At 71.2% G+C, this 23,019-nt stretch carries 17 protein-coding genes; 10 read left to right on the forward strand and 7 right to left on the reverse strand.

The window, feature by feature from the left end; translation table 11 throughout:
• The first annotated feature begins 69 nt into the window (after positions 1-69).
• From ACFV2X_RS33620 to ACFV2X_RS33640, 5 genes are all read left to right on the forward strand, one after another.
• Positions 70-945, forward strand: a complete 876-nt coding sequence (locus ACFV2X_RS33620; RefSeq protein ID WP_385623876.1) for an MBL fold metallo-hydrolase — start codon at positions 70-72, stop codon at positions 943-945.
• A gap of 208 nt (positions 946-1,153) precedes the next feature.
• On the forward strand, positions 1,154-1,597 hold the full coding sequence (locus ACFV2X_RS33625; RefSeq protein WP_385623877.1) for a hypothetical protein: 444 nt from the start codon (positions 1,154-1,156) through the stop codon (positions 1,595-1,597).
• Between the two features lie 318 nt (positions 1,598-1,915).
• Positions 1,916-4,168, forward strand: coding sequence for a CDP-glycerol glycerophosphotransferase family protein (locus ACFV2X_RS33630; protein WP_385623880.1), 2,253 nt, complete (start codon positions 1,916-1,918; stop codon positions 4,166-4,168).
• 124 nt (positions 4,169-4,292) lie between these two features.
• Positions 4,293-6,194, forward strand: coding sequence for a stealth family protein (locus ACFV2X_RS33635; RefSeq protein ID WP_385623883.1), 1,902 nt, complete (start codon positions 4,293-4,295; stop codon positions 6,192-6,194).
• Positions 6,167-7,189: an FkbM family methyltransferase gene (locus tag ACFV2X_RS33640; protein WP_385623886.1), complete on the forward strand. Its 1,023-nt coding sequence runs from the start codon at positions 6,167-6,169 to the stop codon at positions 7,187-7,189. Before ACFV2X_RS33635 ends, ACFV2X_RS33640 begins: the two co-directional genes overlap by 28 nt.
• A 4-nt stretch (positions 7,190-7,193) precedes the next feature.
• Here ACFV2X_RS33640 and ACFV2X_RS33645 read toward each other — a convergent pair whose 3' ends face one another.
• Both ACFV2X_RS33645 and ACFV2X_RS33650 read right to left on the reverse strand, forming a co-directional pair.
• Positions 7,194-7,613, reverse strand: a complete 420-nt coding sequence (locus ACFV2X_RS33645; protein WP_385623889.1) for a PIN domain nuclease — start codon at positions 7,611-7,613, stop codon at positions 7,194-7,196.
• A complete protein-coding gene (locus ACFV2X_RS33650; RefSeq protein ID WP_385623941.1) occupies positions 7,613-7,867 on the reverse strand; it encodes a type II toxin-antitoxin system VapB family antitoxin in 255 nt (84 codons plus the stop codon). The genes ACFV2X_RS33645 and ACFV2X_RS33650 overlap by 1 nt, the downstream gene beginning before the upstream one ends.
• A 548-nt stretch (positions 7,868-8,415) precedes the next feature.
• Between ACFV2X_RS33650 and ACFV2X_RS33655 the strand changes: the two genes are divergently transcribed.
• Genes ACFV2X_RS33655 through ACFV2X_RS33665 form a run of 3 tightly spaced genes read left to right on the forward strand, consistent with a single transcriptional unit; the run spans position 8,416 to position 8,979 of the window.
• Positions 8,416-8,547 carry a translation initiation factor IF-2 N-terminal domain-containing protein gene (locus ACFV2X_RS33655; RefSeq protein WP_385623943.1) on the forward strand — a complete coding sequence of 44 codons (132 nt, stop codon included), beginning with the start codon at positions 8,416-8,418 and terminating at the stop codon, positions 8,545-8,547.
• A complete protein-coding gene (locus ACFV2X_RS33660; RefSeq protein WP_385623891.1) occupies positions 8,507-8,746 on the forward strand; it encodes a hypothetical protein in 240 nt (79 codons plus the stop codon). Before ACFV2X_RS33655 ends, ACFV2X_RS33660 begins: the two co-directional genes overlap by 41 nt.
• The gene (locus tag ACFV2X_RS33665) at positions 8,743-8,979 is read left to right on the forward strand and encodes a hypothetical protein (RefSeq protein WP_385623893.1); all 237 of its coding nucleotides are present in this window, start codon (positions 8,743-8,745) and stop codon (positions 8,977-8,979) included. Before ACFV2X_RS33660 ends, ACFV2X_RS33665 begins: the two co-directional genes overlap by 4 nt.
• Before the next feature lie 680 nt (positions 8,980-9,659).
• On the opposite strand, the gene ACFV2X_RS33670 is transcribed toward ACFV2X_RS33665, so the two are convergent.
• From ACFV2X_RS33670 to ACFV2X_RS33680, 3 genes are all read right to left on the reverse strand, one after another.
• Positions 9,660-11,810 (reverse strand): glycosyltransferase family 2 protein, encoded by a 2,151-nt coding sequence (locus ACFV2X_RS33670; protein WP_385623895.1) that lies wholly within the window; start codon positions 11,808-11,810, stop codon positions 9,660-9,662.
• 60 nt (positions 11,811-11,870) lie between these two features.
• Positions 11,871-14,162 carry a CDP-glycerol glycerophosphotransferase family protein gene (locus tag ACFV2X_RS33675; RefSeq protein WP_385623898.1) on the reverse strand — a complete coding sequence of 764 codons (2,292 nt, stop codon included), beginning with the start codon at positions 14,160-14,162 and terminating at the stop codon, positions 11,871-11,873.
• Positions 14,163-14,416: 254 nt separating this feature from the next.
• Positions 14,417-19,399: an NAD-glutamate dehydrogenase gene (locus ACFV2X_RS33680; RefSeq protein ID WP_385623901.1), complete on the reverse strand. Its 4,983-nt coding sequence runs from the start codon at positions 19,397-19,399 to the stop codon at positions 14,417-14,419.
• Between the two features lie 506 nt (positions 19,400-19,905).
• On the opposite strand from ACFV2X_RS33680, the gene ACFV2X_RS33685 reads away from it, so the two are divergent.
• Entirely contained in the window at positions 19,906-20,463 is a 558-nt protein-coding gene (locus ACFV2X_RS33685) for a DJ-1/PfpI family protein (protein WP_089510743.1), read from the forward strand.
• A gap of 94 nt (positions 20,464-20,557) precedes the next feature.
• Here ACFV2X_RS33685 and ACFV2X_RS33690 read toward each other — a convergent pair whose 3' ends face one another.
• Both ACFV2X_RS33690 and ACFV2X_RS33695 read right to left on the reverse strand, forming a co-directional pair.
• Complete coding sequence (locus ACFV2X_RS33690; RefSeq protein WP_385623904.1) at positions 20,558-21,220, reverse strand: HAD family hydrolase; 663 nt, start codon at positions 21,218-21,220, stop codon at positions 20,558-20,560.
• Between the two features lie 50 nt (positions 21,221-21,270).
• Complete coding sequence (locus ACFV2X_RS33695; RefSeq protein WP_385623907.1) at positions 21,271-21,777, reverse strand: DUF6912 family protein; 507 nt, start codon at positions 21,775-21,777, stop codon at positions 21,271-21,273.
• Between the two features lie 482 nt (positions 21,778-22,259).
• On the opposite strand from ACFV2X_RS33695, the gene ACFV2X_RS33700 reads away from it, so the two are divergent.
• Positions 22,260-22,826 carry an Rv3235 family protein gene (locus ACFV2X_RS33700; protein ID WP_385623909.1) on the forward strand — a complete coding sequence of 189 codons (567 nt, stop codon included), beginning with the start codon at positions 22,260-22,262 and terminating at the stop codon, positions 22,824-22,826.
• Positions 22,827-23,019 lie beyond the last annotated feature (193 nt).

Genomic DNA, 23,019 nt, shown 5'->3' on the forward strand with positions numbered 1-23,019 from the left:
ATAGTTCTAGCTTGATGCTTATGGTTGCGGCAACGACCCACTCCGCCACAGGGGAAGGAACGCACAACCATGAGCGAGAACGAGCGGCTGCGCCGACCGGCGGGCATCCGGTCACTGCAACTCGGCGAGACCAAGGTGACGTACGTACCGGACGGGGCGGTACAGCTCACGCCGCGCGGCTGGCTCCCGGGCACCACCGACGCGGTGTGGGCCGCCCACCCCGAGTACCTGGACGACTCCGGCCACCTCGTGGCGAGCATCGGCGGCCTCCTGGTGGAGACCGGCGACCGCGCCCTGCTGATCGACACCGGCTTCGGACCGCAGTCGTTCCCGGCCGAGCCCGGCAGCGCGATCGGCGCCATCCACGGCGGCGAGCTCCTGGACAACCTGGCCCGACTCGGCCGCGCACCAAAGGACATTGAAGCGGTGGCCTTCACCCATCTGCACCCCGACCACCTCGGCTGGGCCTGGCACCCCGCCCCGGGCGACGATCGCCCCGCCTTCGCCCACGCCGACTACCTGGCGGCCGAGCCCGAGTGGTCCCAGCGCCACCTCCTCGAGGCGCACGGCACCAGCAAGGAGACGCTTGTCGCACTGGAGCCGTACGTCCGGACCACCTCCGACAGCCAGGAGATCTTCCCCGGCGTGCGCGTGCGGTTCATCCCCGGCCATACGCCCGGTCACGCCGCCTACGTCATCACCGCGGGCGGAAAGCGGCTGATCGCCTTCGGCGACGCCCTGCACTCGCCGATCCAGGTCGCCCACCCGGAATGGTCCTCGGTCGTCGACCACGACACCACCCAGTCCACCGCCTTCCGCCGCCGACTCGTCGCCGAGCTCCAGGAGCCCGACACCATCGGCTTCGGCATCCACTTCGCCGATGTGGTATTCGGCCAGGTCCGCCCCGGCGGGGACGGCCCCGTGTGGCGTCCCGTCGACGCGTGACCCTTGCCGCGAACTGGCACACAGCGGTAAGCGGCTGGCGCTCTCCGCTAACGATTTCTGGTCGCGCCAGGGCTAGCGTCTCGCACTGGACCCGGGCACGCATCGCCCGCATCGGCGAGCGGAGCCGCGTCCGTACACCCAATCCGACCGACCAACGGGGAGAGACGTGAGGACAATACGGCACGGATTATGGCGGGCACCTCTGGCGGTGACAGCGGCTCTGTTCGGGGTCCTCGGGACCTCGGCGGTGGCGACCGCCGCTCCGGCCTCGAGTGGTGAGGCCCCCGCAGTGGCCGCCGCTACAGGACGCAGCGACGCCTGTGGCGCAAAGGGCTGCGGCAGCGCCACGGTGACCTGGGGCGAGAAGAAACTTCCCAACATCACCATGTCGGTGAACGACACCAAGTGCAATGGGAAGACCGTCGGCATCCAACTACAGATCGAGGGCTTCGGCGAGAACCACTGGGGCGGACCGGTCCACTGGCTGCCGAGCGGCTGGACCTGCCACGACGGCTACAAGACCTTCCCCAACCTGCACTTCGAGGCCCCTTGGAAGATCCGGTCGGTCCGGGCTGTTGTCTACGCCAAGAACGGCGGGGGCAACAACCCCACGCTGTACGGTGGCAACCTGGCCGACAACCCCTACACCTGAGGGCTCTGTCCCGCGTGCCGCAACGCTGAGGCAGCGCTGCGTCCGCCTCCGCGGTAGCCGGGGCACCGTTGCGAGGGTCGGCCGGCTACCCGGTCGGCCCTCGCAACGGGTTGCCGTCGCGGCTTGGACAGCTCCTGGCCGGAGCCCGCGAGACCAGGCCGTGTCCACAAAGCCTCGCCACACTGCGCCGAACGGGTTGCTCCTGCGCCGAACGGGTTGCTTTCCGCGCCTCCCCGGCACGCGTCGCCCGGCATTGTGCGTACGTTCCGATGATGCTGATAAACCACATCCGCACCGCCTCAACCGATGGGATGCGCTTTGCCCCGGTTCAGCGTCATCGTGCCCGCGTATCAGGTCCAGCCCTACCTCCATGACTGCCTGCGCTCGGTACTCACGCAGGACTTCACCGACCTCGAGCTGATCGCGGTCGACGACCGCTCCCCCGACGCCTGCGGCTCGATCATCGACGACGCCGCGGCCCGCGATCCGCGGGTGCGGCCCGTGCATCTCAGCGACAACATGGGGCTCGGCCCGGCCCGTAACGTCGGGATGGGGCAGGCCACCGGGGACTATGTGCTGTTCCTCGACGGGGATGACACGCTCGTGCCCGGGGCGCTGCGGGCGATCGCCGAGCGGCTGGCGGCCACCGGGGATCCGGAGGTGCTGCTGTTCGACTACGCGCGGGTGTACTGGACGGGCCGGGCGGAGCGGAACGTACGGGCGGACCTGCTGCGCCAGAGCGGGCCCCGGACGTTCCGGCTGGACGACCGGCCCGAGCTGCTGCGGCTGCTGATGGTGGCATGGAACAAGGCGTACCGGAGGGACTTCCTGGAGCGGGAGGGGTTCACCTTCCCGCCGGGGTTCTACGAGGACACGCCCTGGACCTACCCCGTGCTGCTGACCGCCCGTTCGCTGGCCGTACTGGACCGGGTGTGCGTGCACTACCGGCAGCGGCGGCGCGGTGGCATCCTGCGCACGCCCAGCCGCCGCCATCTGGACGTCTTCGACCAGTACGACCGGGTCTTCCTGTTCCTGGACAGCCGCCCGGACCTGGCGCACTGGCGACCCGCGCTGTTCCAGCGGATGCTCGACCACCTCGCCGCCGTCTTCACCGCGCCCGGGCGGCTGCCACGCGGGGCGCGCGCCGAGTTCTTCCGCCGGGCCGGGGCGCACCACCGGCGCTACCGGCCAGGCGGCGCGGCCAGCCCGCCGGGGCGCGCCTGGTGGCGGGGGCTGCTGGTGCGCATCGGGGCCCGCCGGGCGTTCCAGTTCCTGCGCGGCGCCGACCGGATGCGGCGGCGGGTGGGGGACCTGGGGGCGGCCGGGTATGTCCGGGCGCGCGCGGTGGCGCTGCGGGCGCACTACCGGTTGCAGCGACTGCGCCCGATCGACCGCCGGCTCGCGGTGTTCGCGGCGTACTGGCACAAGGGCTACGCCTGCAATCCGGCGGCGATCGAGGCGAAGGTCCGCGAACTCGCCCCGCATATCCGCACCGCCTGGATCACCACCCGCGAATACGCGCACACCCTGCCGCCCGGCGTGCGCCGGCTGCACCCCGGCTCGCCCGCGTACTGGACCGCGCTCGCCCGCGCCGCGTACCTGGTCAACAACGTCAACTTCACGCCCCGGCTGCGCAAGCGGCCCGGCCAGATCCACCTCCAGACCCACCACGGCACCCCGCTCAAGCACATGGGCCTGGATCTGCTCGACCGCCCGGCCGCCGCCCGCTCCACTGATTTCCATGAGCTGCTGGAGCGGGTGGACAACTGGGACTACAGCCTCTCCGCCAACCGCCACTCCACCCTGGTGTGGGAGCGGGTCTATCCGTCCGGCTACGCCACGCTCGAGTTCGGCTTTCCGCGCAACGACGTCTTCCACCGCGCCACCGCCGAGGACGTGGCGCGGCTGCGGAAGCGGCTCGGCGTCCCGGAAGGCAGTGCGGCGGTGCTGTACGCGCCCACGCACCGCGACTACCAGCGCGGCTATCTGCCACGCCTTGACCTGGAGCGGATGGCCCGCGCGCTGGGGCCCGGCTTCACCTTCCTGGTGCGGCCGCACTACTTCTACGAGGCACACGGCGGCCAGGACGAGGCGCGGAGCGGCCAGGTCATCGACGTTTCGGGGCACGCGAGCGTCGAGGAGCTGTGCCTGGCCGCCGACGCGCTGCTCACCGACTACTCGTCGATCATGTTCGACTACGCCAACCTCGACCGCCCCATCGTCGTCCACGCCGACGACTGGGACGTCTACCGCGCCGCCCGCGGCACCTACTTCGACATCACCGCCGCCCCGCCAGGACCGGTCTCCCGCTCCGAGGACGAGTTGATCGACGTCTTCGCCACCTCCGCCTGGTGCGACCCCCGCTACGACGCCCAGCGCGCCGCCTTCCGGGCGCGCTTCTGCCCGCACGACGACGGGCGGGCCGCCGAGCGCGTGGTGCGGCGGGTCTTCCTCGGCGCGGCCGCAGGCGACCTGCCGCCCATCCTCCCGCTCGCCGACCGCCGCCCCGCCCCCGCCGCGCACCGCCCGGCGCCGGCACCGGCCGCCTCCTCGGCCCAGGTGCCCTCGTAGCCCGCCCGGCGGCCCCCAACCCCGCCCCCGCCAACGACTCACTCCCCCGCCGACTCCCCCGCAACCTTCCCCGCAGCCTTCCCTGACGCAAGAAGCAGCACCGACGCAAGAACCAGGACCCAGGATGCCCCGTACCGCACCACCCGCCCCCCACCTGCCCTGGCGCTCCGACGTCCCGCCCCTGGTGCGCCGCTACCGGCGCCGGGTCCCGTACCGCATCCGCCGCGCCGTCGTCGCGGTGACCGGCGCCGGGCTGCGCCGGGCGGCCATGCGGGGCCTGGACCGCCTCTCGGCGGCGTCCGGCGCGCTGCGGCTGCGGTGGGGGCGGCGCCGGCTGCGCCGGGCGGGGCTGCTGTCCGAACCGGACCGGATCGTGGTCGTCGACCGGCACGGGCCGCGGGTCGCCCAGGTCGCCACCGTGCCCACCCCGCTGCACGCGCGCGCCGAGAATCTGCGGCTGGTGTGCGAAGCGCTGGAGCAGGCGGGGATCGACCACTTCGTGGTCCGCGCGTACGGCAATGTGTCCTCGGCCGTCGGGGTGCCCGCCGATGAGCGTCCCCGGGTGGTCGCGGCGCTCAGCGAACTGTGCGCCCGGGAGGCGGGCTATGTGTCACTGCCCGGGCGTGGCAAGCGCCCCGGGACGGTGCCCCGGGACGGCCGGACCGCGCGGGCCTGGCGGCGGCTGTCCACCGCCCCCGTCGTCCGCTTCACCCGCTTCTACGCAAGTCCTGGCGCAGGCACCGGCGCGAGCACCGGCGCGGGTCTGGTGCTCGGTGTGGCGCACGGCTGCGATATCGAGTTCTGGCGGCGGGGCAGGGCCGAGGATGAGGACCAGGGCGGAGGCGGTGACCTGCTCATCGCGCCCCGCCCCAACCGCACAACCGCTTTCGTGCCCGCCGCCTGCACCGCCGTACACGCTCCGGGCCATCTCTTCACCCGACTGGCCCCCGCCGAGGGGTGGCAGCCCGGCCCGCTGGTGCGTACCCGCCCCGAGTTCACCACCCGCCTGCCCGACGAGATCCGCTTCCCCATCGACGTCGTCTACACCTGGGTCGACGGCTCCGACCCCGCATGGCGCAGCCGCCGCGCCGAATGGACGGCCGAAGGCGACGACGCGGCCGGTCCCTACCACGAGCAGGCGGCCAACGAGGCCCGCTACGCCAACCGGGACGAGCTGCGCTACTCCCTGCGCTCCCTGCATATGTACGCCCCCTGGGTGCGCCATATCTATCTGGTGACCGACGACCAGGTGCCGCCGTGGCTGGCGAGCGCGCACCCCGGGATCACCGTCGTCGACCACCGCGACATCTTCGACGACCCGCGGGCCCTGCCCACCTTCAACTCCCAGGCCATCGAGACCCGGCTGCACCATATCGACGGGCTGGCCGAGCACTTCCTGTACTTCAACGACGATGTGTTCCTCGGCTCGCCAGTGACCCCTCAGGACTTCTTCCTGGCCAACGGCATGACGAAGTTCTTCCTCTCCCGCGCGCTGATCCCGCTCGGCCCCACCCACCCCGGCGACGTCCCGGTCTCGGCGGCCGGGAAGAACAACCGGGCGCTGCTGGAAGGGAGGTTTGGAACGACGGTGACGCAGAAGCTCAAGCACACCCCGCACGCGCTGCGCAGAAGCGTCCTCGCCGAGATCGAGTGCGAGTTCCCCGGCCCGTACCGCACCACCATGGCCAGCCGGGTGCGCAGCGTCTCGGACATCTCGCTACCCTCCGCGCTCCACCACTACTACGCCTTCCTGACCGGCCGGGCCGTGCCCGCGCCGCTGCGCTACGACTACTTCGACCTGGCCCAGCCCGGTATCCCGGCCCGGCTGGCCAGGCTGCTGCGGTTGCGGCACCGCCAGGCGTTCTGCCTCAACGACACGGTCTCGTGCGAGCGGGATCTCGCGGACCAGCTGGCGCTGCTCCGCCCCTTCCTCGACGCCTACTTCCCGGTCCCCAGCCCGCTGGAGCGGGCCATCGCCCGTCAGGAGGCCCGTCAGCCATGCCCCTCGCCATCACCCTCCCGCTGAATCCGGACGTCATCGCCGCCGAGGGCCCCTATCCAAGGGCGCTGAACGTGCTCAGCCGCAAACAGACGGCAGTGCAGCGGCAGTTGCGCCGGGCGGGGCTCGCCGGATACGAGCCGACCACGCAGGCCACCCTGCTGGCCCTGGCCCAGCGGGCGCCGACGGGCAGCGCGGTGTACGACATCGGCGCGCATATCGGGCTGTACTCGGCGCTGATCAGCGCGGTCTACGGGCGCGGCAGCAGGCTGCGGACGTACGCGTTCGAGCCGACACCGGACACCGCGGGGCTCTGCCGTCGCATCCGCGCGTCCAACCGGCTGTCCTACGAGGTGGTGGAGTCCGCGGTGTCCTCGGCGCCCGGGACCGCCGAGCTCTATCTGTCGGAGAAGACGGAGTCCTCGAACTCGCTGAACAGCGCGCACCGCAGACACAGCGGCTCGGTACGGGTCCCGGTCACCACCGTCGACGCGTTCACGGCGGAGCGGGACGCCGCCCCGTACCTCGTCAAGATCGATGTGGAGACCTTCGAGGCGGCCGTGCTGGAGGGCGCGCTGCGCACCGTCGACCGCCACCGCCCCTGGATCGTCTGCGAACTGCTGCCCAGCGCCGACCACGACGCGCTGCGCCGGGCCCTGGCCCCGCTGGTCGCGCGCGGATACGGGCTGCACCCCATCACCCCCGAGGCGCCCTGGCTGCGCTACGACGAGAGCGGCTACCGGCGCGCCGTCAGCGGCCAGTGCCGCGACTGGCTGCTCGCCCCGGCCCCGCTGACCCCGGACTTCCACCGGGCCGTAAGGCGGTGGCTGATCGCGATCCTGGCGTGCGACGAGACGACGAACCTCCTCACCCCCGGCGGCTCGCCCTTCCCCGACGACTGGAACGCCCCGTACCTCCCGTCCGCCCGCGCCCCGGCCCCCCGCCGGCCGTACGCCCCTCGCGGGCTGCGGGCGGGCCTGGCCGCCCTGGCGGCCCTGGCCCGGCGCGCGCCTGGGCCGTAGGTGTTCATCGGTCGGCACTGCCGGGCGGAACGACCCATTCGGTGGGTTGGCCGGTGAGGGAGGCGATCATGTCGAAGTCTCCGTCGTAGTGGAGGACCGTCCGCCGGTTCAGTTCCGCCGTGGCGGCGATCAGCAGGTCGGGGAGGGACAGAGCGCGGTGGAAGCCTGCGTTGAGGGCATGGCGCTGAATCTCGAGAGCGCGCGTGAAGATGTCGTCGTCGGTGTCGAGGTAGTCGAAGGCGTGGAGCCAGGTGCTGATCCGTGTTGCTTCCGAGCTGTCCCGTGCGGAGTGGATCATCTCAAACTCGGTGGGCCGGCACACGGCGAGAAGGTAGCGCTCATGCAGAGGCTTGAGCACTTCCTTGACACTCGGCTTCGTCCAGCGGGCGAGGGCGGACTTGTCGATCAGGTAGCGGTCCTGCATCAGGCGGCTCGGCCTCCGCCGCGGTCGCCGTCGCGCTTAAGGGAACCGTCCGCGTTGCGGGGCCCGGTGTTCTCGACGATCTCACTGAAGTCGAGCTCGCCGGCCTCCATGGCGTCGAAGCCCTCCTGCCGCAGGTGCCTCTTGACGGCGTCTTCCATGGCGAGGCGGACGGCTTTGGCCTTCGTTTTCGTCCCGAAGATGCGCATGGCCTCGGTGACCATGTCGTCATCGAGGTCGATGACGGTTCTGCTCATGTGGATGATCCCTTCGCAGATGCCCTTGTCAGTAAAACGATACCACTTGCTGACGATGCTAGATATCGTTTCGATCAAAGACCTAGTTGAAGCTTCCCCGGTCGGCCCCACAAGGCCCATACCACCGGCCTGAAGCCAGGCGGTGCGGAGCAGAGCGCCGCCCTGTACCTCGCCAAGATCGACGTGGAGACACTGATGAAGGCGGCCGTGCTGCCGCTCCCATCCAGCGGCACGGACCTCCCACGCCTGGGCCCACTGGTTGCCGTGTCCCAGGATCGTGCGGGTGTTGTTCTCCCACTTGTGATACTCGGGCAGCATGTCGTGACGGGGCATGCCGAGGGCGAGCTCAGGGCGAAGCGCCTTCTCACTGGGTTGGCGGCTTCTCCCGCGCCACGTCCACGAATACCCCTCAATCACCTGACCGGATCCAGTACCGCGGCGCCAACTTCCCGCCTCGTTGAGGCGGGTTCACCGTCCTTGGGCCACCTATCCTGGAACTCCTGCGACGGCGAGCCGGACCCCCGGTTGAGGAGTGGCGCGTGGCAAAGGTGAGGGTCTACGAACTAGCCAAGGAGCTGGGGGTTGAGAGCAAAGTCGTTATGGCCAAGCTCCAGGAGCTCGGCGAGTTCGTACGAGCTTGTGGAGTCCTTTCTGGCGCCGCCGCCCGACCGGGGCGGTGACCTGAGGGTTCTGCTCGCGCGTCTGGACCAGGCCGCCGATTGCGCTCTGGAGACGGCCGGGCCGGGCCACCTGGCGTACATCCCGGGCAGCGGCCTGTACTCGGCCGCGCTCGCCGAGTTCTACAACCGTGCCGTCAACCGCTACGGCGGCCTGTCGCAGAGCTGGAGGTCCCGCAGCGCCCGGACCTGTCCACCGTGATCTTCCGCGTCCGCCCCGCCGACGGCAGCCGGGCCGCCGCCGAGCGAGCCGACGAGGCGAGTTGCCGTCTGCTGGAACGGATCAACGGCCACCGGCGCATCGTGCTCTCCAGCACGGTTGTCGACAGCCGCTACACCTTGCGCGTCTGCGTCGTCTCCCACCGCACCCACCACGACCGCATCGCCGCGGCGCTGAAGATCATCACTGCCGAGGCCAGAGCACCGGCGCTATAGCTCCGATGCCGTAATTCCATACCCCTCCAGAGCCATGCAAAAGGTATAGAAGCGATCATTCACCTAATGTTTGCGTAAGTACGTTGATCAACAGCGAAGGGCACACATCATGGAGCGCCTTGGCATACGAAGCACCCTCGGCCTCGCGGCCTTCGTCCTGATGGCCGGCTGCCTGGCGGCCACCCCCTTCACCGCCCTGTGCGGCGCGGGCTGGCCCTTCGCCGCGGCAGCGCTGCTCGGCGTGGTGTGCGACCTGTTCCTGCACCGCACCGAACCGGGGCTGATGGACCGGCTGAGCCGGCTGCACGTCGGCGAGACCCACCGCTTCGAGGTGCGCAGCGTCATTCTGCTGTTGCTGCTCGCCCGGCTGGACCTGGCGGGCCATACGGGTCTGACCGCCGCCATCACACTGGTCATGTGTCTGCTGGGCGGCCAGGCGCTGCACTCCGCGATGCGCACGATGATTCGCAGACGGCTCCGCTTTCCGCTCGCGGCCTGCGATGTCGCGCCGCGCCTTCCGGGCATCGCCGACCGGCCGCTGCGGTCGCTCACCGAATGGCCGGGGCAGCGGATGCTCGTATACGAGCTGACCGCGCTGCTCGGCCTCACCGGGACGCTGGCCACCGGCGACGCCCGGTGGGTGGTGGCGGGGCTGACGGCCGCCACCGGGGCCTGTCTGCTCACCCTGCTGGCGCTCGCCCCGTACCTCGTACGGGCGATCCACCTGTCCCGCCTGTCCCGGGCCGCGCAATACCCCGCCGCGGCGCGCGGCGCCGCACGGCGCGGGAAGGACGGAGCCGCCGCAGTCGCCGCCGCGCGGCCGTGGCGACCCTGACCGGCGCCACCTCGAAGGCGAGCGCCATGGCCGGGCCCCAGCCCAGCGGTTTGGCGTAGTACGGGCGGCCGAAGCGGAACCAGCGGGTCCCGGCCAGGCCGCCGAAGCGGGGCACGGCCATGGCGCGGAACGGCTCGGGGCCGTCGCCGCCCGTCACCAGGGTCAGCGTCCACAGGCCCCGGGTGAGCCTTCTGACGGGCAGCAGGACCGTGAAATCACCCGACGGCTCGTCATGCCACCGCACCGGTATCTCGCGCACCTCGCCGCTTCCGCTTTCCGCACGCAGCAGCAGCCTCCCGCCGCCCTCCCCCGCGTCCGCGGCGGTCAGCCGCCCGCTGACGGCCAGGACGCCGCTCCTGCCCCCGTGCCAGGACGCCTCGGTGACCTGGCACGGGGCGTCGAGGTGGTGGGCGACCTGGCCGACGTCGAGGGAGAAGTTGCCGTACGGGGTGAAGTACGGCGTGACGACGGTGGTCCGCCCGTCGGGCCCCGCCGTGACGCTGACGCTGACGCTCCGTGGCTGCGGATGGGTGGCCTCGCCGCCCTCGCGGGTGCCGCCGAACCGTACGGTCCGGCTGACACCCTGCGCGCGCACGTCCAGGTAGACGTTCCACAGGCCGCGCTCCAGCGGTGCCCCGCCGTCGGCGGTGGCCGGGTCGATGTCGGCGGTGAAGCCCGCGTCCTCGTACGCGCCGTCGCCGGGCAGACCGGCGACGGCGCGGGGGGTGGCGGGCACCCGGACCTCGGGACGGTCGGACTGGTATTTGCGCAGGACCACTTCGGTGCACGGCTCGAGGGCCGCGACATGCTCGACGTACGCGTGGCCGGTCAGCCGGAGCACGCCGGCACCAGTGCCGCCGTCGTGCCAGCGTGCCGCGTCGAGGCGGTGGTGGACCGGCAGCCGGTCGGTGACGTCGAAGCAGTCGTCGGGGACGGCGGCATCCGGGTCGCGGAAGAAGGGGTGCGCCCAGTAGACGCGGCCCTTGTCGATGACATGGCCGCGCCGCGCGTCCTCCTTGGCGTTCCGCGCGACCGTCAGGACGTCCGCGAAGCGGTCGGCGCGCAGCAGATGGATCAGAAGCCGGTCGGGCGCGTCGATCTGCCGGCAGATCGCGTCGCTCGCCCAGGTCCGCGCCCAGTGCCGGAACCGCGGATAGAAGCGCTCGCGCGCGTCCTGTTCGCTCTCGCGGGGCAGCAGTCCGCGCAGCGGTCCGCACAGCTCCCATTCGACGTGGCGGCGCATGACGCGGTCGCGGCGCGGACCGGGTTCCAGATAGCGGGCCACGGTCTCGAAGCACAGCCCGATGCCGTCCATGCGGTGGACGAGGTCGCCGGCGGTGAGGGTGAGGTTGCTGCGGTCCTCGCGGTAGCGGACGTAGTAGCAGTCGTAGTCGGCGACCACGGAGATACCGGCGGCGTTGAGATAGGCGGCCACGGTGAACGGCTTGTCCTCGCAGTTGCGGAAGAGCGGAAAGCGCAGCCGCAGCCGTTCGATGAGGGAGCGGCGGAACAGTTTCCACGGGCCCAAGGTCAGATAGGCGGCGGAGGAGAAGACGTCGGTGCGGGGCTGGTTGTGGCTGAAGACGGCCCGGGGGACGGCGCGCCCGCCGACCGAGGCGATCCTGCCCAGGACGACGTCGGTGCCGTTCTCGTCGGCCATGGCGACCATCCGGCGCAGCGCGTCAGGACCCAGGTAGTCGTCGGCGTCGAGGAAGAAGACGAAGTCGCCGCGCGCGAGGTCGAGGCCGGTGTTGCGCGGACCGCCCGCGCAGCCGGAGTTGTCCTGGTGGACGACGCGGAGCGCGGGCCGCCCGTGGGCGAGGCGCTCCAGCTCCGCGCCGGTGCCGTCGGTCGAGCCGTCGTTCACCGCGATGATCTCGATGTGGTCCGGGCCGAGCGTCTGGTCGAGCGCGGAGGTGATGGCGCGGGTCAGCTCCGGCATGGCGTTGTAGGCCGGGACGATCACGCTGACGCGGGGAGGGGGCGCAGAGGGCATGGGTGCTCCGGTCTCCGGGTTCAGGTTCACGGCATGGGCGCGGCAGGGTCGGCCGCAGGGTCAGTTGTGGTCGGGCGACAGCGGTGTGGGCCGCGCCGCGTGCGGCGGCACGCCGGTGATCAGGCCCCGTTTGACGGGGAGGTCATGACGCTGGAACACCGACGGCTGGGCTGCGCTGTCAGCGACCTCGGCCGCGTCCTGGCCCAGCATCAGGGTCCGTACCACCCGCTCGGCCGCGTGACCGTCGTCGAACTGGCAGAAGCGGGCCCGGAAGGCGGTGCGCAGCGCGGTCGCGTCGTCGTCGCGCCAGCGGTCGTCGCGGAAGACGGCGATCAGTTCGTCCTCCGTACGGGCGACGGACCCCGGCGTATCCCCCGGCAGCCCCGAGAGCAGGTCGAAGTAGACGCCGCGGGTGGCCTGGTAGATGTCCCAGTCGTCCGCGTACACGACGATGGGGCGGTCCAGGTTGGCGTAGTCGAACATGATCGACGAGTAGTCCGTGACCAGCACATCGGCGGCCAGGCACAGCTCCTCCACCGACGGGTGGCGCGAGACGTCGACCACAAGACCCGCCTCCTGGAGCTGCCGGAGCCCGGCCTGCGGCTGGTACGAGTAGTGGGCCCGCACCAGCAGCACCGTCTCCGGGCCCAGGGCGCGGCTGAAGCGCTCGAGGTCCAGGCGGGGCGTGAAGCCCTTCTGGTAGTCGCGGATCGTGGGGGCGTAGAGGACCGTACGGGCTCCGTCCGGGATTTCCAGCTCCTTGCGGATGCGCCGGACGTCCGCGGCCGAGGCCGAGAAGAAGACGTCGTTGCGCGGATATCCGTACTCCAGCAGCCGGTACGAGGCGGGATAGACGCGCTCCCACACCTCGCTCGAATGCCGGTTGGAGGAGAGCGCGTAGTCCCAGCGGTCGACGCGTTTGAGGAGATTGCCGAAGCTCATCCCCGACGCGGCGGCCGGATAGCGCTGCTGGTCGAGGCCCATGCATTTGAGCGGCGTGCCGTGGAAGGTCTGCAGATGCACCGTGCCCGGCCGCTTGACCACGTCATTGGCGAAATTGACGTTGTTGATGAAGTACTTGGCGCGGGCCATCGCCCAATAGAAGTCCCGGGTTCCGGAGATGACGTAGTCGACGCCTTCCGGGAGCGAGTCGACCGCCGCCTTGCGCACCACCCACAGGCCGTGCACCTCCGGGGCCAGCTCCTTGGCCTTGTAGTAGATCGCCCCCGGGTTGCACAGCACTCCACGGCCCCAGTACGCGGAGTACACGGCCAGGTTGGGGTCGACCGACCGGCGCCGGTGGGCCCGGTACAGGCTCCGCTTGGCGCGGGCGGCCAGGGGCCGCCGGGTCATCCGCTTGAGCTTGCGGGCCCCGGCCGCCGCCCGCTCCGTCAGCTCGTGCTCCCGGTAGCGGACGAAGGAGCCGCGCGCCAGCGCCTCGAAGCGCCATTCGGCGTCGGCGGGCGGGTTGAATCCGTCGGGCACATGGCTGCGGTACCACGCGGCGGCCCGGTCGAAGAAGCGGGGCCGGTCCTGGGCCGCCACCCGGGAGCGGCGGCCCAGACAGAACAGGAAGTGCGAGACCGCCCGTTCGAAGAGCATCGGGCGCAGCGGCTCAAGCTGCGGTTTGCCGTCGAGGAATTCGAAGAGGCGGGCGTACTGCTTGAAGATGGCGAAGTGTTTCTCGCCGGGGGTGTTGGTGCTGGCGCCGGCGCGCCGCTGGCGGTATTCCAGGCCCACCAGGTCCACGCAGGCTATTCGTTCGGCGGTCAGCATCGTCTTGTACGAGAGCAGGGCGTCCTCGTAGATGCCCTCGCTGAACGCGAAGCCGTGGCGGGTGTAGAAGGCGCGGTTGTAGACGCGATTGGACGACATCGCGAATATCCGCAGGAATTCCGGGCGCTCCTGGATGGAGAAGACGTCGGTCCCGGCCGAGGCCAGCAGCCCGCCGAAGAGGCTGGGTTCCTTGCGGTCCCACCAGTAGGTGCGGACGTGGTTGAAGTAGAGGATGTCCGGGTCCTCGCAGAGGGCAAGCCGGTCGGCGAGGCCCTGGAGGGTGCCAGGGGCGAGGGTGTCGTCGCCGTCCAGGAAGAGCAGATAGTCGCCGGTGGCCTGGTCGACCCCGGCGTTACGGGCGTGGCCGGGCCCGGAGTTGACCTGCTGGTGGACGGGGACGACCCGGCTGTCCCGGGCCGCGTACTCGTCGACGATCGTGCCGCAGTGGTCCGGAGAGCAGTCGTCGACCGCCACCACCTCGATGTCCTCGAACGACTGGGTCAGCGCCGAGTCCAGGCAGCTGCTCAGAAAACCCTGCACTCGATAGGCGGCGATGACGATGCTGAATCGGGGCATGGGACACCTCCGGACAGGAGAGAACAGCGCTCACCGTCTGCCCACTATAGGGTGACGCGTCCGGATAGGCCCGATAAGGCGATGTATGGGGTGAAAAGATCGCGAAGCGCTGGCGGGAGCGCCCTGATGAACGCACCGCGCCGCCCGGGGCGGGCCCCGGGCGGCGCGGCAAATGGGTCAACGCTCGTCAGCGCTCGTTCAGCGCTCGGCGGCACCGATCAGCGCTCTACAGCGAGCGCTGATCGGCAGCCCCCTCAGCGCTGGGTGCGCAGCAGCGTGCGCATGGTGCGCATGGCGACGGACAGATTCGCCAGGTCGAAGGTCTCCGACCCCTGGATCTCGTCCAGCGTGGTGCGCGCCCGCTGCAGGATCGACGCGTTCTTCTCCTCCCACGCCTTGAACCGCTGCTCGGGTGTGGCACCCCCGTCGCCCGCCGACAGCACATCGGAGGTGAGGGCGGCGTGCGCCGCGTACAGCTCCTCGCGGATGGAGGCGCGGGCCATGGACTGCCACCGGTCGGCGCGCGGCAGATCGATGATCCGGTCCATCAGCTGGCTGATCCGCAGCCGGTCGGCGAGGTCGTAGTACACCTCGGCGACGGACAGCGGGTCCTTGCCCAGCCGGTCGGCGATGGCCACGATGTCCAGCGTCGGGAAGGCCGAGGAGAAGCCCGCCACCCGCGAGGCCAGGTCGTCCGGCACCCCGGCGGCGGTCAGCTCGTCGTGGATCTTCTGGTACCACTCCACGTCCGCGCCGCGCAGCAGCTTGGACAGCTGGGAGCGGACCGCCGCGACCCGCTCACCGAAGAACTCGATGGTCTCGGCGAGCTCCAGCGGCTGCGGGCGGTTGCCGAGCAGCCAGCGGGTGCCGCGCTCGACCAGGCGCCGGGAGTGCAGCCGCATCCGGGTCTGGACATCGGCCGGGACCTTGTTGTCGAGGGATTCGACCTCGTCCCACACCTCCCCGAGCTCGAAGATCGCGCGCGCCGCGGTCTGGGCGCGCACCACCTCTTCGGTCGAGGCGCCGGTTTCCTCGCGCATCCGGTGCAGGAAGGTCGCGCCGGCGGTGTTGACCGTGTCGTTGACCAGCACCGTGGTGACGATCTCGCGGCGCAGCGCATGGCCGTCGACGTGCTCGGAGAACTTCTGGCGCAGCGCCTGCGGGAAGTACGCGTGCAGCAGCCGCTGCAGATACGCGTCGTCCGGCAGGTTGGTGGTGATCAGCTCCTCGGCCACCGTGATCTTGATGTAGGCGAGCAGCACGGCCAGTTCGGGCTGGGTCAGCCCGCGCCCGGCGGCCAGCCGCTCCCGGATCTGGCGGTCGGTGGGCAGGAACTCCAGCGAGCGGTCCAGACGCCCCTCGCGCCCCAGCCGGCGCATCACCCGCTGGTGGGCGTGGAGCAGGCTGGGGGCCTGGGCGACGGAGTTGGCGAGCGCGACGTTCTGGGCGTAGTTGTTGCGCAGCACCAGCGCGCCGACCTCGTCGGTCATCTCGGCCAGCAGCTTGTTGCGCTGCTTGACCGTCATATCGCCCTCGCGGACCAGCTCATTGAGCAGGATCTTGATGTTCACCTCGTGGTCGGAGGTGTCCACACCGGCGCTGTTGTCGATCGCGTCGGTGTTGATCCGCCCGCCGTTGAGCGCGAACTCGATCCGGCCCAGCTGGGTCAGGCCCAGGTTGCCGCCCTCGCCGACGGCCTTGACCCGCAGGTCCTGTCCGTCCACCCGGATGGCGTCGTTCGCCTTGTCGCCCACATCGGCGTGCGACTCGGTGGACGCCTTGACGTAGGTGCCGATACCGCCGTTCCACAGCAGGTCGACCGGGGCCTTGAGGATGGCCTTCATCAGGTCGGCCGGGGTCATCTTGGCGACCCGCGACTCGATGCCGAGGGCCTTCCGCACCTGCGCGGTGATCGGGATGGCCTTGGCGGTACGCGGGTGGATGCCGCCGCCCTGCGAGAGCAGGGAGGTGTCGTAGTCGGCCCACGAGGAGCGCGGCAGCTCGAACATGCGGCGGCGCTCGGCGTACGAGACCGCGCTGTCCGGGTTGGGGTCGAGGAAGATATGCCGGTGGTCGAAGGCCGCGACCAGCCGGATGTGCTCGCTGAGCAGCATGCCGTTGCCGAACACATCGCCGGACATGTCGCCGACGCCGACCACGGTGAAGTCCTCGGTCTGGGTGTCGTGGCCGAGCTCGCGGAAGTGCCGCTTGACGGACTCCCAGGCGCCGCGGGCCGTGATGCCCATGCCCTTGTGGTCGTAGCCGGCCGAACCGCCGGAGGCGAAGGCGTCGCCGAGCCAGAACCCGTACGACTGGGCGACCTCATTGGCGATGTCGGAGAAGGTCGCGGTGCCCTTGTCTGCGGCGACGACCAGATAGGTGTCGTCGCCGTCGTGGCGGACGACGTCCTTGGGCGGCTGGACCTGCCCGCCGACATTGTTGTCGGTGATGTCGAGCAGACCGGAGATGAAGGTCTTGTAGCTGGCGATGCCCTCGGCCAGCCAGGCGTCCCGGTCGACGGCCGGGTCGGGCAGCCGCTTGCCGACGAAGCCGCCCTTGGCGCCCACCGGCACGATGACGGTGTTCTTCACCATCTGCGCCTTGACCAGGCCCAGGATCTCGGTACGGAAGTCCTCACGCCGGTCGGACCAGCGCAGACCGCCGCGCGCGACCTTGCCGAAGCGCAGATGCACACCCTCCACCCGCGGGGAGTAGACCCAGATCTCGTACGCCGGGCGCGGCGCGGGCAGATCCGGGATGGCCTGCGGGTCCAGCTTCATGGACAGGTAGGCGTGCGGCTGCCCGTTTTCGTTCTTCTGGAAGTGGTTGGTGCGCAGGGTGGCCTTGATGAGGGTGAGGAAGGACCGCAGGATGCGGTCCTCGTCCAGCGAGGCCACCTGGTCCAGCGCCGCGTCCAGCTCCTCCAGCAGGGCGTCCGTCAGCTCGGTGCCGGCCCGCTGCCGCTCGGGCGACATCCGGGCCTCGAACAGGCTCACCAGCAGCCGGGTGGTGTGCACATTCGTCCGGAGGGTGTCCTCCATGTACGACTGGCTGAAGGTGGACCCGGCCTGGCGCAGGTACTTCGCGTACGCGCGCAGCACCATCGCCTGCCGCCAGGTCAGCCCGGCGCCCAGTACCAGCTCGTTGAAGTTGTCGTTCTCCGCCTGCCCGGTCCACACCGCGGCGAACGCGTTCTGGAAGCGCTCGCGGGCGTCATCGGCGAGGCCGTCGCCGTCGTGGCGCGGCAGCCGCAGCCCGAAGTCGTAGATCCAGGCGCTGGTCCGGTCCGAGCAGCGCAGCTCGTACGGGCGCTCGTCGACGACCTCGACGCCGAGCCGGGTGAGCACCGGCAGCACCGCGGACAGCGAGACCTGCTCGCCGACGCGGTAGATCTTGAAGCGGCGCTCGGCGGGCGCCGCCCCCACCGGTTCGTACAGGCTGACCGCGAAGTTCCGGTCGCTGTCCTGCAGCCGCTCCAGATGCTGAAGGTCGGCGACCGCGCCGCGCGGCGAGTGGTCGGCCTTGTAGCCCTCGGGGAAGGCGTGCTGGTAGCGGCGGAGCAGTTCGGCGGCGCGCTCCTCGCCGACCTCGGAGGTCAGCGCCTCGGCGAAGCCGTCGGCCCAGGAGCGGGCGGCCTCCACCAGCCGGGCCTCGATGCGCTCGACATCGGCGTCGGTCAGGTCCGGCAGCTCGGTGCCGGGCTGGACGCGGACCACGAAGTGCAGCCGGGAGAGCACCGATTCGGTGTGCAGGGCGGTGAAGTCGACCGGCACCCGGCCGTTCAGCTCCTCCAGCAGGATGTCGGTCAGCCGCAGCCGCACCTCGGTGGTGAAGCGGTCACGCGGCAGGTAGACCAGGGCCGAGTAGTAGCGCCCGTACTCGTCCTGACGCAGGAACAGCCGCAGCCGGCGGCGCTCCTGGAGGTAGAGCACGCTGGTCACGATGGACCGCAGCTGGTCGACCGGGGTCTGGAACAGCTCGTCGCGCGGGTACGTCTCCAGGATCTGCAGCAGATCCCGGCCGTCGTGGCTGTTGGGCTGGAACCCGGCGCCCTCCAGAACCTCCTCGACCTTGCGGCGGATCACCGGGACCCGGCGCACGGACTCGGTGTACGCGGCGGAGGAGAACAGGCCCAGGAAGCGCCGCTCGCCGATCACATTGCCCTTGGCGTCGAACTTCTTGACGCCGATGTAGTCCAGGTACGAGGGGCGGTGGACGGTGGCGCGGCTGTTGGCCTTGGTGAGGACCAGCAGCGTGTGCTCGCGCGCCTTGGCGCGGGCGTCGGCCGGCAGCCGGTTGAACGACGGCGAGACGGGGCGCCCGTCGGCGGCCGCCGGCAGCCCGGCGTGCGCGCTCTCGTCCGTGTCCCGGTGGTGCGGGTCGGAGCGCAGGATACCGAGGCCGGTGCCGGGCACGGCGCTCAGCACGTCCTCCTCGCCACCGGACTCCGCGGGCGCCTGCGTCAGCTCGTACTCGCGGAAGCCGATGAAGGTGAAGTGATCGTCGGCCAGCCAGCGCAGCAGCTCGCGGGCCTCCTCGATCTCCTGGGGGCGCACCTCGCCGGCCGTGGGCTCCTCGGGCAGGCCCTCGGCGATGCGCAGCGCCGCCTCACGCATCTTCTCCCAGTCCTCGACCGTCTCGCGGACGTCGGAGAGCACGCGCAGCAGATCGGCGGTGATCTGCTTCAGGTCGCCGCGGTCGGTCTCGCGGTCGATCTCGACATGGATCCAGGACTCGATCACCGCGTCGTGCGGCAGCTTCTCGGGCCGGCCCTCCGGGGCGACGTCCAGGACCTCGATCAGCTTCCCGGTGAGGTCGCGGCGGACCAGGATCTGCGGGTGGATGACGACGTGGATGCCGCGGCCCTGGCGCGTCAGCTCATTGGTGACGGAGTCGACCAGGAACGGCATGTCGTCGGTGACCACCTCGACCACGGAGTGGCTGCAGGTCCAGCCGTGCTCCTCGACGGTCGGGGTGTGCACCCGGACGTTCGCGGTACCCTGCGGGCGCGACTCGGCCAGGCGGTAGTGGGAGAGCGCGGCGCCGAAGACATCGACCGGGTCGCGGCCCGCGAGGTCTTCGGGTGGCGTGTGCTGGTAGTAGTGCTGAAGGTAGGCGGTCAGGGTCTCGGGGCCTGGTCCCTGTACCGGTTGCTGTCCCCCGGCAGGACTGCTCTCAGCTACCCGGGCGGCCCGTGTGAGCAGCTCGGCCTTGGCTTCGTCCAGCTTGGTCTGCATGTCCTCTGGCTCCTGTCGCGCGCCGTTGCGTGACATCGATAGCGGTGGCATGACGTCGCGACGCGGGATATCCGGTCTGGGACGACGATATGCCCGTGCGGGGGATGGCCGGGGCGGACTCGGCCGAAAGTGACCAAGGCCCCAGGCGGCACCGGTCAGCGGAGGCCCGAGCCCGGTGGAAGTCCGGGATCGGTGCGGGGGCCTCATCGCCCCCACGGCCTATCGCGCTGATCACGCAGTAAGGCTATCGCCCCACCCCAGGGGAGCGTCATGAGCCGTTCGTGTACAAAACCGGGCCTTGAAGTTTGACGTAATGGACAGCGACGCAGGTCCGGCGGGGCCTCTTGGCAAAGCCCGGCCACGGGGGCACTGTGGCCGTATGCGGTGATTGGTGTGGCTTGTTCGACCGTCGGCGTGTCGGGTCCGGCACGCGGTGTGCCCGGTGTGTGCTCGGCGTGTCGCGTCCGGCGGTCGACGTGACCTGTTGACCTGTGGAGGTGGACGGCTTGCCTGCGAAGATCCTGCTCGTGACCGGCGACGCGGCCGAATCCCTGGAAGTGCTCTACCCACTCCAGCGGCTGCGCGAGGAGGGCTACGAGGTCCATGTGGCGGCCCCGACCCGCAAGACGCTGCGGTTCGTCGTGCACGACTTCGAGGAGGGCTTCGACACATACACCGAGAAACCCGGCTACACCTGGCCCGCCGACCTCGCCTTCTCCGAGGTCGACCCCGGAGAGTACGCCGCCTTGGTGATCCCCGGCGGGCGGGCTCCTGAGTATCTGCGCAACGACCCCGAGCTCCGCAAGATCCTCAAGGCATTCTTCGACGCGGACAAGCCGGTGGCCCAGATCTGCCACGGACCGCTGCTGACGGCGGCGATCGGGGGGCTCGGCGGGCGCCGGGTCACCGCGTATCCGGCGCTGGAGCCGGACATGCAGTCGGCGGGGGCGGACTTCCAGGACGCGGAAGTGGTGGTCGACGGGACGCTGGTGTCCTCGCGGGCGTGGCCGGACCATCCGGCGTGGATGCGGGAGTTTCTGGCGGTGCTGCGGGCGAAGGCGTAGGGGAGCCGGGGCGTCCGTACGGCCGACCGGCGGGGGCTGAACGGAGCGAGGCGGCTGAACCACGGACCGACGGACCGACCGGCCGGCCGACCGCTCAGTCGACCAGCTGCCCGGCCTCGGCGACGGCCTCCTCCAGGCTGTCCACGACCGGCACGCCCGCGGCCAGCAGGCTGGCACGGCTGTGCGAGCCCCCCGTGTACAGCACGGCACGGGCGCCCGCGTGCCGCGCCGCGACGGCGTCGTCGACCGCGTCCCCGATCACCACGACGCGGTCCGGCGGCACGCCCTCCAGCGCGGCCACATGGCGCACCATCTGCTCCGCCTTGCCCGTATCGCTCTGGCCGGTACGCCCGTCCACGCGCATGAAGTGCGGCTCGATGCCGTGCGTACGCACCAGGGGGATCAGCCGCTCGTGCTCGGCCAGCGAGCACAGCGACTGGGTGAGCCCGGCCGCCTGCCAGTCGGCGAGCAGCTGCTTGGCCCCGAGCGCCAGACCGGCCTCCTCGGCCAGGACCCAGTAGTGACGGTGGAACGCGTCGTCCATGGCCTGCCACTCGTCGTCGGTGGGCAGCCGCCCCATCAGCCGCTCGTAGAAGCGCGGCACGGGGACGCAGTACAGCTCGCGGTAGCGCTCCATGGTGATCGGGGGCAGACCGATCTCGGCGAACGAGGCGTTCGTGGCCGAGATCACGGCGTCGATGTCGTGAAAGAGGGTGCCGTTCCAGTCCCAGACGATGTGCGTCACGTTCTTCCCCATCTCACGAACGTACCCAAGGGGCCTGACAGGGATGACGGTCCCCCTTTGCTTCACCCGACGAGATCGGGGATCTCCTTGGCGTCGTACCAGAGCAGTTCGTGATCCTCCGCGCCGTCCACCGTGAACTGCGCGTCGTCGTCCCCGATGTCCGCCGCGCCCAGGGCCTCGGCCGCGGCGGCGACGTCCCGCTCGGCGTCGTCGGAGTCGACGTGCACGGCGGCGGCCTTGGCCAGCGGCACGGGGAGCGCGATCCGCACCTCCCCCAGGGAGGAGTGGTCAAATCCGCGGTCCGGGTCCGCGACCGCGTCCGCGTCGGGCACGTCCACCGCCACCACGACCCGCCGCCGGGGCGCCTGCCGGTCGACCGCCAGCTGCCGCAGCGACGCCTGCGCGGCGCGGCTCAGCGCGGCGTACTCCAGCTCCTCGATGTCGTCGGAGACGTACCACTCGCGCAGCGCGGGAGTGACCCCGTAGGCGATCAGCGGGGCCGGGCCCAGTTCGCCCGCCTTGTGCGCCTCGGCGAGACCGGGGAGGGTCAGGGGGACGTAGACGCGCATGGCTGCTGCTTCCTGGAGTTCCTCGGAGTTCCTGAAGTTTCTTGTAGCTGCCAGCCAGCATACGTTCGCCACCCCCTCCCCGGGGCCCACCCGCGGGGAGCCGATGCCCCATGCCCCCGCGGCCCGCGCCCGGCCCCCGCAGTCCCCCATTGGGGGGTAATCCCCGCCGCGCCCCACCACGCGTACGACCCCATGCCGCCCGGCACGCCGGGCGCCGGGCATCCGCCGCCGCTCGCTCGGCCGGGAGGGAGTCCGCCCTGTTCGGAGCGGCCCCCGGCCGGCCCGCCAGGGCCCGTACGGCCGGGCCGCGGCGGCATCCGGGCCCGGCCTCGGACGCCGGGTCACCCGGATAGGTGAACCCCGCGGACCGGTCCGCACGGGGGCCGACGCTCCTTGCCGGTCCCGGCAGCGCACCGGTAGAAGACTGCCGACCCAAGCTACTGCCCGGTATCTTCACCGGGCCCGGGAGAGCGGCGAGGCGCATGAACAGGACCCCCCGAACGACGTCCCCGATCACCGCCACGGAAGGCGACACGAAGCGCGGCACGAAGCGCGGCACGGCGCCCAGGAGCGCCGGAAGCGCCCACCCGGGCACCGCGGCGCGCAGCGGGCCGCCGCGGCGCCGTGACTCGCGGCGGCCTGCGGGCCCCGGTCCCGCGTCGTACGCACCCGGGTCGGTTTCGCGTACGGCGGCCGTGGCCGCCCGCCGAAGGGAGCGGGAGCGGCTGCCGCGCTACTGGTTCGCCAACCAGCTGCTGCTCACCCTGAGCGGCCAGCGCCCCGTCCACGCACTCCTCGGCCACACGCTCCCGGCGGCGTACGACCGGCTGATCGAGCTCGCGCCCCAGGCGCCGCTGCGGCCGCCGGGCGCCCGCGACAGCGCCCCCGTCGTACAGCGCTGCGGCGAGTACGAGCCGCGTCAGGGAGTCATCGAGGCGTTCGCCCGAATCGCCTGCGGCGACCGGCTGCGTGCGCTGGCCTTCCGCCTGGAACTCGGCCCCGACGCCCGCTGGCGCTGCGCCGCCATCGACATCGGCCCGACCGCCTAGGCCGTACCCGTAAAGGCCCCACAGCCCCGCTCCGGGGCCGCGGAGCGGCCCCGTGCCTCTCTGCCCCGATCCCATGGCGGGCGGCCCGGAACCGCCCGCACAGCCCCACCACACAGCTGCCCCGCACACACGCGCACACGCCGACGGGCCGGGGCCCGCGCCATCCGCGCGGGTCCCGGCCCGTCCTGAGCCG

Origin of the sequence: Streptomyces sp. NPDC059679 (genome assembly GCF_042734105.1) — a bacterium.
Taxonomy (GTDB): domain Bacteria; phylum Actinomycetota; class Actinomycetes; order Streptomycetales; family Streptomycetaceae; genus Streptomyces.

Excerpts from the sequence above, each read along its gene's own strand:
- ACFV2X_RS33650 (WP_385623941.1), bottom strand. The coding sequence starts at position 7,867 with ATGAGCAGAACCGTCATCGACCTCGATGACGACATGGTCACCGAGGCC.
- ACFV2X_RS33620 (WP_385623876.1), top strand. The coding sequence starts at position 70 with ATGAGCGAGAACGAGCGGCTGCGCCGACCGGCGGGCATCCGGTCACTG.
- ACFV2X_RS33640 (WP_385623886.1), top strand. The coding sequence starts at position 6,167 with ATGCCCCTCGCCATCACCCTCCCGCTGAATCCGGACGTCATCGCCGCC.
- ACFV2X_RS33700 (WP_385623909.1), top strand. The coding sequence starts at position 22,260 with ATGAACAGGACCCCCCGAACGACGTCCCCGATCACCGCCACGGAAGGC.
- ACFV2X_RS33690 (WP_385623904.1), bottom strand. The coding sequence starts at position 21,220 with ATGGGGAAGAACGTGACGCACATCGTCTGGGACTGGAACGGCACCCTC.
- ACFV2X_RS33635 (WP_385623883.1), top strand. The coding sequence starts at position 4,293 with ATGCCCCGTACCGCACCACCCGCCCCCCACCTGCCCTGGCGCTCCGAC.
- ACFV2X_RS33675 (WP_385623898.1), bottom strand. The coding sequence starts at position 14,162 with ATGCCCCGATTCAGCATCGTCATCGCCGCCTATCGAGTGCAGGGTTTT.
- ACFV2X_RS33695 (WP_385623907.1), bottom strand. The coding sequence starts at position 21,777 with ATGCGCGTCTACGTCCCCCTGACCCTCCCCGGTCTCGCCGAGGCGCAC.
- ACFV2X_RS33680 (WP_385623901.1), bottom strand. The coding sequence starts at position 19,399 with ATGCAGACCAAGCTGGACGAAGCCAAGGCCGAGCTGCTCACACGGGCC.
- ACFV2X_RS33670 (WP_385623895.1), bottom strand. The coding sequence starts at position 11,810 with ATGCCCTCTGCGCCCCCTCCCCGCGTCAGCGTGATCGTCCCGGCCTAC.
- ACFV2X_RS33645 (WP_385623889.1), bottom strand. The coding sequence starts at position 7,613 with ATGCAGGACCGCTACCTGATCGACAAGTCCGCCCTCGCCCGCTGGACG.